Origin of the sequence: Pseudomonas sp. 008 (genome assembly GCF_016861935.1) — a bacterium.
In the GTDB taxonomy this organism is placed as follows: Bacteria; Pseudomonadota; Gammaproteobacteria; order Pseudomonadales; family Pseudomonadaceae; genus Aquipseudomonas.
Genome location: NZ_BOMA01000024.1, coordinates 26456 through 35249, shown reverse-complemented (window position 1 = coordinate 35249; position 8794 = coordinate 26456). Strand labels below are relative to the sequence as shown.

Genomic DNA, 8794 nt, shown 5'->3' with positions numbered 1-8794 from the left:
TTTTAGCTTACCGGAATTTTCTTGTCTATGCTCGCACTAGCACCCGATATCTCGATCACAACACACAGGTATCAACTGAGGATAGGTTATGTCCGATGACGGCTATGGGCGCAGCAGAGCAAGTATTTTTTTTCCGGTTTTCAGTATAGGGCAGGCAAAGCTGGTGATTGTGTTGCTTCTCGTTTTACTGGTTGCGGTCAGCGCCCTTGTGCCCGATACAGCTGAGGGAGGAAGTTGGTTGCTGGTCCAGCAGATGATCTTGGTTGGATACAAGGATATTGGGAGTCTTAGTGAAGGGTCAAGCTATAGGTTGGTAGTAATAGTTGGTTTTTCTATGGCGGTTATTCTGTCTTTGGTTGCTGCCATTGTGCTGTCGTTGACTCGTATTAATATGCATGCCTTTCGGGCTGTCGAGGAAAAAAGCTATTTATCAAGAGTTTTGACTGTCGGGGTCATACTAGTATTCTTGTTGCTACCAATTTTTCAAGAGTTGCCAAATAGTGAGTTGCAGTTCTCATATCATGTGCTTAAGGCAATGTGGGTAAGTAGATTGTTGATAATCGGGGCGAGCGTTGCGTATTTTGTGCTCTCTTTGTCGTTTTGGGTGCTGGTTTTATTTGAGGTCTCTAACATTCTGGGGCGGAGGTCGTCAACACGTAATTGAACTCTGCCATGGCCAAGCAGCAAGTCGCTGACCCAGACTGTGTGAAAATGCCAGTGTTTGTCTAACCTTCTGATCGTCTAGATCGTATTGGGGGCGATCTCGACGATGAAAAGGTTAGACGATTACTGGCTCTTTCTCACAGCCTGGCCCCAAAGAGGACGTAAGCTTGCCCCTCATCTCGTGGCATAGCAGCATAGTGAGAATTTACTCCTTCGCTATCACCTATCACGCACCTCCAAGGTCACCATGTCCATAAATCTTGATGAGCTACTGAAAACCGTAGACGACGAACAATCATTCATCGGCTTCATTGAAGCTCTAGGTATGGATTTCGCCGAGGAGCGTTTGCTGGAGGAGACCTCTCCGTCGTCTCCCTATGGACCGGGGGCGTTGGGGTGGGAAAACGGCTCTATTGATACCTTTCTTGATGCTGCCGCAGCGTGGGCGACTGCCAGCTCACGCAGTTCCCCTGTGAGTGCCAGTAGATCAAACGTATGGCAACGCTGTGCGGCCATTTTGCTGGCTGGTAAATTTTATGAGTGAGCCCAGCCATTGCTGTTCGAAGGACAACGACCGAACGAAGGCTGCCGGTCGTGAAAGTCCACTATCGACTCATACTGTTTTAAACCGCAGGTCTTGAACTGCTCGGCGGTGTTTTCACACAGCCTGGGTCGTTTTCTGCCTGTCGTGACAGGCAGCAATCGGCCGAAGCTGTGTAAAAACGATTTAGAGCAAGTTAAACGGTCAGAACCAGAACGTTACTGGACAATCGAGACTATAGTCGGCCTGGTAATACGCATTCTGCCTGCCTATTTCTCCATACAGGCCTTCATCATCACCCTAAGCTTGGCGGGGTCTGGCTGCTGATTAAAGCGCCCTGCCCAGGCATGTTCGACCTACACCAGCACGGTCAACCAGGCCGACACCAGCAGCAAAAAAGCCAGTGCATGGTTCACGCGTTTGAACGCCTGTGGCGAACCAAAAAACCGAGCACTACCCACGCCGAGCAACGCCCACAGAGTCATGCACGGCAAAGAGACCAACAGGAACACCAGCGACAACAACACCAGCCGCATGGTCTTGTCGCCGCCACCGGCAAACACGCTCACTACCGCCACCGCCATCATCCAGACTTTGGGGTTGAGCAATTGCAGGGTGGCGGCACCGAACACACTCAGGCCCTCGTCGCGCGAGGTAGTCGGGTTCAGGGACGGCGGCGCGCTTTGAAAGATCTGCCAGGCCAGCCAACTCAACCAGAACGCCCCGATCCAGGCCATCGCCTGCTGCACTCGCGGAAACCGCAGCAGCGTCTCGCCCACGCCGAGCCCGACGGCAAACACAATCAGCGCCGCCGCCACGCATGCGCCAAAAACGATCGGCAGCGTAGCGCCCAGCCCCCACCGCGAACTGTGGCTCAGCACCAGAATATTGGTCGGCCCCGGAGTGATCGAGGCAACGAACGCAAACAGCAGGAAAGGCAACAACGATTCCATGACTCAGACTCCCTGAGGACACATCGAAGGCGCAGAAAGGAACAGCGAAAAAGACATGGCATGGACTCCTTGATCAGATAGGAGGCCATGGTCGCGGGTCAGCTGGTTTCAGTCTGGAAGGTTTGAGCAACGCTTGCGATAGTCCGCTGGCGTGAGCTGGTAGGCACGGCGGAACCAGCGCCCCATATGGCTTTGATCGGAGAACCCGAGAGCACTGGCCACCTGCACCGGCGACTCGCCCCGCGCCAGTAGCTGCCGCGCCTTGGCCAGGCGCAGCTGGATCAGATAAGCATGAGGCGCCAGCCCAAAGGCTGCCTTGAAGGCCCGCGTCAAGCGAAAGCGATCAACACCACAGGCTTGAGCCAGATCATCCAACCCGATGTCCTCGTAGACATGGGCATGCAGATAGTCACGCGCAACCTGGGCCACCAACGGCAGACGCGGATCAAAGGCCTGCCGCTTGCGCCAATCAAGGTGGCAAGTGAGCGACCCCAACAAGGTATCGATGGCGCTCTGGCGCACGATGCGCAAGTCCCCCTCATGGAGCACGTGGAAGGCTTGATAAATGGCAGTGGCCAGGCCCGGATCCTGGCTCAGGGTGTCGGCAAAGCCCGGCTGACTATCGGCCGGCGCGTGCTCAAACAACGCATGCAACTCCCGTTCAAGCCAGTGCGGATCGAGGTAGAGCATGGAATAGGTAAACCCTTCCTCGGTCGGCGCATGCCCATCGTGGATTTCCCCCGGCTCCAGCATGAATACCTTGCCCGGCGTACTAAGATGGCGAACGCGTCGGCAATTGAACTGCTGCACCCCCTGTTCGGTGACCCCCACCAGAAAACTGTCATGCCAGTGCGGATCGTAGGCATGCCCCTGAAAATGGGCACGAATCGATTCAATCCCGGTATCGGCATCCTGGGACAGCTCAATCCAGTTGCGTTTATCCACGGAAGGCTCCAGAGGTATGGTTCAGCTTTGAACTGTGCGGGCGACTAAATTACCGCGCTTTTGAAAAGGACGTTTAGAAGATTTGTGCGGTTTGATGCTGAGCCATAGCTGCCTATGCTGAAAGGCAGAAATCGACCCATTGCAGCCGTTCGCTAACGACTGCAAATTGCCGATTTCGGCCTATCACGACGAGCCACAATCGATCCAAATCAGGTAGTCGGGGCGTAGTGACAGCGGCCCAACCGTTGATGGTGATCGTGCCCAAGGATCACCGGTTCAAATTGAAGCTATGCTGGAAAAAACATCGGATTTGTACATGCCGGACAGCCAATTACGGTGAAAGCCGAAATATTCTTACTTTTGGTGGCGGAGAAAAGAATGGGTACTAATGCATCAAATCGTTATAGAGATGCCTATAAAAATTTCGCGATAATTAGTTTTGTTGGTTATTTGGGGTATGCGGTTGTTATGTTGTGGTATCAGTCCTTGGCACAGATTCCAAATAAGTTGAATGAATCGTCAGGTGTGCTTGCGGAGGAAAGGGTTGGACGTAAGCTTATGACGAAAATCACCGATGGTGAGGATGTGTATTGGTTTACCTGTGCTTCGAGTTTAGGGGGCTATTCTACATGTATCACGAAGCAAAAAAGCTCTGAACTGTTGGGCCGGCATGCAAGTGTTTTCTGGTATGACCAAAAAATATTTCCTGCATTAGAACAGCGGAAATTAGTCGTTTTGGTGGTGGAAGGAAAAGAAATTATCAGTAGGGCGATGTCCGAGGAGCGGCTGGCTAGAGGTAAGGGAGCTAGTTTTTGGGTACTCGGTGTCGTTGGTTTTTTTGCGTTTTGCGTTTCTGCTTTCTTTGTAAAGAAGGCAGGGCGGAGTTAAAGTGGTTCAGAAAATATTAGATGCTATTTCCAGTGTCATTTCTTACCTAAGTACTCCAGAGAGTTCGACGCCAGTTATTAACGAGGATTGATTTTGGCATAGGATATCTAACAATTAAGCTAAGGGACGGCAGCACGCTGATCAATTCCGACAACCATCCAAGCATGGCTGCTCATTTGCTGATCGCTCCGCCCACCGTCTGCTCTTGGCCGATTTCTGCCGTTCGTTAAGGGCAGAAATCGACCAGTAGCAATCGCATTCGACAGGTGAACGTCTGAGCGCCTCGCTTAGATATGCAGCCAAGCCAGCGAGCCCAACATGACGCCAACACCCGCGGCCCCAAACGAGATCCGCTTGAGCCATTCCTTACGCGTCAGCAAGGTAATGGCCGCCAGTGAAATTGCTATTTGAATCGCTGTCATTGCCTGGGCCCAGCGGTGATGCTGATGCAACGCCTGCTCTGACTTCTCGTCCCACTCTCTTGCCTCCTGTTCGAATGCTTCAGCCTTCTTGCGCGCCTCCTCCTTCTGTTCCCCGTACCGCCGCGCCTCAGCAACATAATGGGTGGAATCCAGCCCTGGGAGATGGCTTGCCAGATCCGACAGGTTCTGCCGGCTGGACTTGGCCTGGTAGTAACTCCACTCGTTGGCGGCTTCGGTTTTCTGGATGGCGGCGTTGTTTTTGTCCATGGCCGCCTCATTCTCCGTTGAGCCGGCCTGATAGCTCATCAGGGCGCCGACGGTCGCCATGATGGCTGTCATCACCGCAATCTTGCTGGCAAAACTGTCGCCTTGTGCATGCGCATGATGGGTGGTGTGCTCAATATGTTGCTCGTGTGGGCTGGGGACTTCGAACTCTTCAGGCATGGGTGTCGATCTTGGAGGCGTTAGTGGAGATGGACAGCATTATGAATTGTCCCTGATTCTTTGGACACAATTGACTGGCAGCCAGTAATCGGTTGCAGACTATTCTTGATCTGGGTAACCAACCGGTCGCACCGAAGGAGGTCACTCGTTTATGCACTGTGCCCTTTTCTAAATCCGCCGCGGTTCGATCTGATGCATGAAGGCAAATCGATCTGCGCCGTCATCGAGTTCCGATGAACTACCGGCCTGGGGCACGGCCCCAGGCACTTTTGTCTGACACCCTGAAACGGAGACGCCAGCATGAGCACCTTGCAACTTCACCCTGCACTGGACAATGGCATCCAACCCGCCGCCGCGAATTTCACAGGTGGCACCCTGCAATGCCTGTGTGCGACCGACAAGGTCGAGGTCAAGATCGACGCACAAACTTTGTATAACCACGCGTGCGGCTGCAGCAAATGCTGGAAACCCAAAAACGCGACATTCGCCGTTATCGCCGTGGTGCCTCGAGATAAGGTCAGCGTCATTGCCCACGGCGAAAAACTGGAGATTGTCGACGAATCCGCCACCATCCAACGCCACGCCTGCAAGCAGTGTCACGCCCATCTCTTTGGGCGCATCGAGACCAAGGACCATGCGTTTTATGGCCTGGACTTCGTCCACACCGAGCTTTCGCCACAGCGCGGATGGGCTGCGCCGGGATTTGCGGCGTTCGTGTCCTCCATCATCGAAACCGGCACGCCGCCAGCGCAAATGAAGGCTATCCGCGAGCGCTTGCGATCGATCGGCCTGGAACCCTATGACTGCCTGTCCCCGGAGTTGATGGACGCAATGGCGACCCATGTCGCCAGACAGAAAGGCCTGCTCCCCGCCGCCTGATTGATCGGTCGCCGCGGTTTCTTTTCCGGACCGCGGTCCGATTCACCAGTTCTGTGGGAGCGGGCTTGCCGGATCGCCGGACCGCGGCAATGGCTTCACCGCAAGCACACCGGTCTTTCCCCAAGCAACTACCGGCGCCAGCATCAGGGCTCTGCTGGCCGCAGATAGGGCTCGATAAAGCCGCAGCCAAGGATCTCGTTCAGGCGTTGCGCATCGTTCATTCGGCGAAACAGTCCAATAGTCTTCCACGGCGCGTGACCATCGACATTGGGCGCTCCCAATCCGGCCAACAGGTCGGCGATCAGTATTGATCGGGTCTCGAAAGAGATGCGTGTCAGCCCGGTACTGTTGCCGACGCCGGCATGGGCATGAGCCCCGGAAAAGGCGATCAGGCTCCCCGGAGCGATATCGACGGCAATCCCCTCCCGCGGGTCGATCGCTTCCAACAGATGTGGAATGGCTTCGTCGGCATCCACGGCATTGCGGCCGTCTCGATGGGATCGCTGCAAAATGGCGCGCATATCGAAATCTGCGCTCGAATTACCCAGCGGTCGCTGCCAGAGGCCTGGATACAAGGCGACGGTACGCCCTGCCGCGATGGGATAGATGGGCGCCCACCAGTTGGTTTGTGCATAGATATTCGACCCCCAGGTATCGCGGTGAAACGCGATGGTGGCCGTCGTGCGGGCACGCGGTGTCGACTGCTCCGGCTCGCAATGTGGCTGAAAACGCAAATGCAGGCGATCGCACGCCAGGGTATCGGGGGCGATGCCAAGGCTTTGCACGACGTCCTGCCAGCGCTGCTGGACCTCAGCCGAGCCTGCGAAGTCGTTCTGAATTTTCGCAAAGCGCTCAGTCTGCTCAGGGTGGCTCAAATGGCGATGGATCTGTTGCGGCGACCACGGATGCAGCGCGTCTTCGAGGAACGCACGCGTATATTCCACCAGCGCCGTCATGGGCTGCAGGTCAGTGAAGCGAATGATCTCGCCAGCATAGATCCGGTCATGCAATTGGCGAGCGGTGCTCGGTATGGCAAGCGAGCTGTACATGACTGGAAGTCCCCTGAAGATGCGCCCTCCTGACTTTAGATCCACGCCGAGTGTGGCGAAAGTGGCAGGTGAGGCGAAAAAGCGCGGATCAGGCCCCGGGGACGTGAGCAACAGGCGACCGTCAAGCCATGAATGGGACGCTTATGACAGTTCTTGGCAGGCAGTTAACAGCCAGAAGCCGACACTAGATAGCAAACCTCAAAGAAGCCGAACAATGAGATCGTCGGCTATTTAAGCCGCGGTGTCCTAGAACTTTTCTCTTTTTATCGGTCTATGTGGACAGGCACATCCTCGGTAAGCGCGACCTCGCAGGCTTCCCGCAGTCAGATAGCCACACGTCCATTGTCAATCAGAGGTTGTCTTCGCTCATGAAATTCCATGACCCACGGATGGTGCTCTTCGGCCTGTTCGCGTTCGCGGCAGTGGGCTCCGCATCAGCAACACAAATGAAGACCTCAACCCCTGTTTTCGCAACTGAAGTGGCAGCCGTTCAGGCTCCGGTCAAGGCCGCCGGCAACCCTTGGCCAACCTTGGCCAGTATGGCTGGCAAACAGCCTGGCCCCTTGCTGGCCCATGACGACCGATACTGGCATGACGGCCGTTGGCACGATCGTAGAGATGATTGGCGCCGAGACGAATGGCGTAGAGAACAGTGGCGCAGAGAGCAAGCCCGTCGAGAAGCTGAACGCCATCGTTATTGGGAGCGCCACGATGATCGGCCCATGCGGCACCGCTACGAGGACGATCACCGCTACTATCGTCGCTAGCCTGGGAATAGAGGTCGATGACGCCTTGGGAATGGCGGAACAGACGGAAGTCTGACAATTGATGTGACGCGACGGTCGAAGCTGGACCGCCGCCGACCCGCCAGAAGACACTCAGAAACTCATCCGTGTACCAGATAGGCTCCCAACGGAACCCGATGCCGTAGCTTCTTGCATTTGCCGGGTGGGGGCTGATGCCCGGGCGGGCGATCAGGAAACCAGATTCGGCATTTACCCGGAGGCGGCCAATGGCCGCGGGGAATCTCAACTTCATCGTACGTGGGCGCTGGCTCGACGGAAGCCGATTGCAATTCTCCTTCGGGCATTTTGCGAGCGAAGTTGCCAGCATCGCGCCCAGTATTCGGAGCGGCTTGTTCAGCAGCGGCCATTTCTGCTTCGCGGAGCCTTTGAGCCTCCTCCTCGAGCCCCTTCTGTACTGCAACCTGGTCCTCTTTGGCGTTGGGTGAGGTGCTCGATGCGTTGGCCTGCTGCGCCGCCTGGATCAATTGGAAGTTGCGGTTGCGTAACGCTACGTTGCTGCCAACCCTCATGTTCGAGCGCACCGCCAACGTTTCAGCCTGCTGATACTGCCCCTGCTGAAGACGCAACACACCGAGATAATGCAGTGTCGCTGGATTGTTCGGCTGGATATGCAGGGCACGCTCCAGCGTGGCAGCGGCTTGGTCCAACTGGCCATTTCCATACTGCCGCGAGGCGGTTTCGATCAGGGTGGTTGATGCGCTGTTACTTTGCGAAGTCGCCCTTCGCTCGGCAGCAACCGAACAAAGCGACGCGACGGCGCAGAACGCCAGGATGAGACCCGGTAGAAAATTTTTAGTTGGCATCAGGGGCGGACTCGGCTGATCTCGGACGGCACTGTCATAAAACAGGCCACCAGCGCTGCTCGGTATCTGCGATACAGGGCCCCCATTGACCTGGCCTGTACCCTGAAGTTCCCGCAGCTACAGCCACTGCGGACGGCGTGGAATCCGCAGGTCACCGCAACCGGTATCATTTTTTCCTGAAATTTTAAGCTGGTATCATTCAAGCACTGACAAACCGAGCAAAAAATATGAATCGCCGTAAAAAAATAAATCAGCTGTTAAAGGCTAACGCCAAAAAGGCCAGTGCCAAATTGGCACCGAAAAGCAAGACTAAATACATTAGTAAAGCTGACCGATTGAAGCTGGCAGCTGAAGCCAGTCAGGACTCAATCATTTCCGCTGAGAGCTGATTTACGTAACCC

Annotated in this window: 11 protein-coding genes; 6 read left to right on the top strand and 5 right to left on the bottom strand. The window is 55.3% G+C overall.

The features are described from left to right. Positions 1-88 precede the first annotated feature (88 nt). Entirely contained in the window at positions 89-664 is a 576-nt protein-coding gene (locus JUI81_RS30625; protein ID WP_204125609.1) for a hypothetical protein, read from the top strand. Between the two features lie 246 nt (positions 665-910). Beyond that, positions 911-1207 carry a hypothetical protein gene (locus JUI81_RS30620; RefSeq protein WP_064618392.1) on the top strand — a complete coding sequence of 99 codons (297 nt, stop codon included), beginning with the start codon at positions 911-913 and terminating at the stop codon, positions 1205-1207. A gap of 353 nt (positions 1208-1560) precedes the next feature. On the opposite strand, the gene JUI81_RS30615 is transcribed toward JUI81_RS30620, so the two are convergent. Together JUI81_RS30615 and JUI81_RS30610 are read right to left on the bottom strand one after the other, a co-directional pair. Further along, positions 1561-2157 (bottom strand): LysE family translocator, encoded by a 597-nt coding sequence (locus JUI81_RS30615; RefSeq protein ID WP_204125608.1) that lies wholly within the window; start codon positions 2155-2157, stop codon positions 1561-1563. Between the two features lie 108 nt (positions 2158-2265). Next, complete coding sequence (locus JUI81_RS30610) at positions 2266-3102, bottom strand: AraC family transcriptional regulator (RefSeq protein ID WP_018929790.1); 837 nt, start codon at positions 3100-3102, stop codon at positions 2266-2268. Positions 3103-3480: 378 nt separating this feature from the next. Here JUI81_RS30610 and JUI81_RS30605 point away from each other — a divergent pair, with 378 nt between their 5' ends. After that, positions 3481-3990: a hypothetical protein gene (locus JUI81_RS30605; protein WP_204125607.1), complete on the top strand. Its 510-nt coding sequence runs from the start codon at positions 3481-3483 to the stop codon at positions 3988-3990. A 287-nt stretch (positions 3991-4277) separates the two neighbouring features. Here the strand turns inward: JUI81_RS30605 and JUI81_RS30600 are convergent, their stop codons facing one another. After that, positions 4278-4856 carry a DUF4337 domain-containing protein gene (locus tag JUI81_RS30600; protein WP_204125606.1) on the bottom strand — a complete coding sequence of 193 codons (579 nt, stop codon included), beginning with the start codon at positions 4854-4856 and terminating at the stop codon, positions 4278-4280. 300 nt (positions 4857-5156) lie between these two features. On the opposite strand from JUI81_RS30600, the gene gfa reads away from it, so the two are divergent. Then, positions 5157-5735 carry an S-(hydroxymethyl)glutathione synthase gene (gene gfa, locus JUI81_RS30595; RefSeq protein ID WP_204125605.1) on the top strand — a complete coding sequence of 193 codons (579 nt, stop codon included), beginning with the start codon at positions 5157-5159 and terminating at the stop codon, positions 5733-5735. A gap of 143 nt (positions 5736-5878) precedes the next feature. Here gfa and JUI81_RS30590 read toward each other — a convergent pair whose 3' ends face one another. Next, a complete protein-coding gene (locus JUI81_RS30590; protein WP_204125604.1) occupies positions 5879-6784 on the bottom strand; it encodes a hypothetical protein in 906 nt (301 codons plus the stop codon). 368 nt (positions 6785-7152) lie between these two features. Here JUI81_RS30590 and JUI81_RS31945 point away from each other — a divergent pair, with 368 nt between their 5' ends. Next, complete coding sequence (locus JUI81_RS31945) at positions 7153-7551, top strand: hypothetical protein (RefSeq protein WP_239077745.1); 399 nt, start codon at positions 7153-7155, stop codon at positions 7549-7551. 119 nt (positions 7552-7670) lie between these two features. Here JUI81_RS31945 and JUI81_RS30580 read toward each other — a convergent pair whose 3' ends face one another. After that, a complete protein-coding gene (locus JUI81_RS30580) occupies positions 7671-8393 on the bottom strand; it encodes a tetratricopeptide repeat protein (RefSeq protein ID WP_028940202.1) in 723 nt (240 codons plus the stop codon). A 227-nt stretch (positions 8394-8620) separates the two neighbouring features. Between JUI81_RS30580 and JUI81_RS30575 the strand changes: the two genes are divergently transcribed. Continuing rightward, entirely contained in the window at positions 8621-8782 is a 162-nt protein-coding gene (locus JUI81_RS30575; protein ID WP_007942091.1) for a DUF2986 domain-containing protein, read from the top strand. Positions 8783-8794 lie beyond the last annotated feature (12 nt).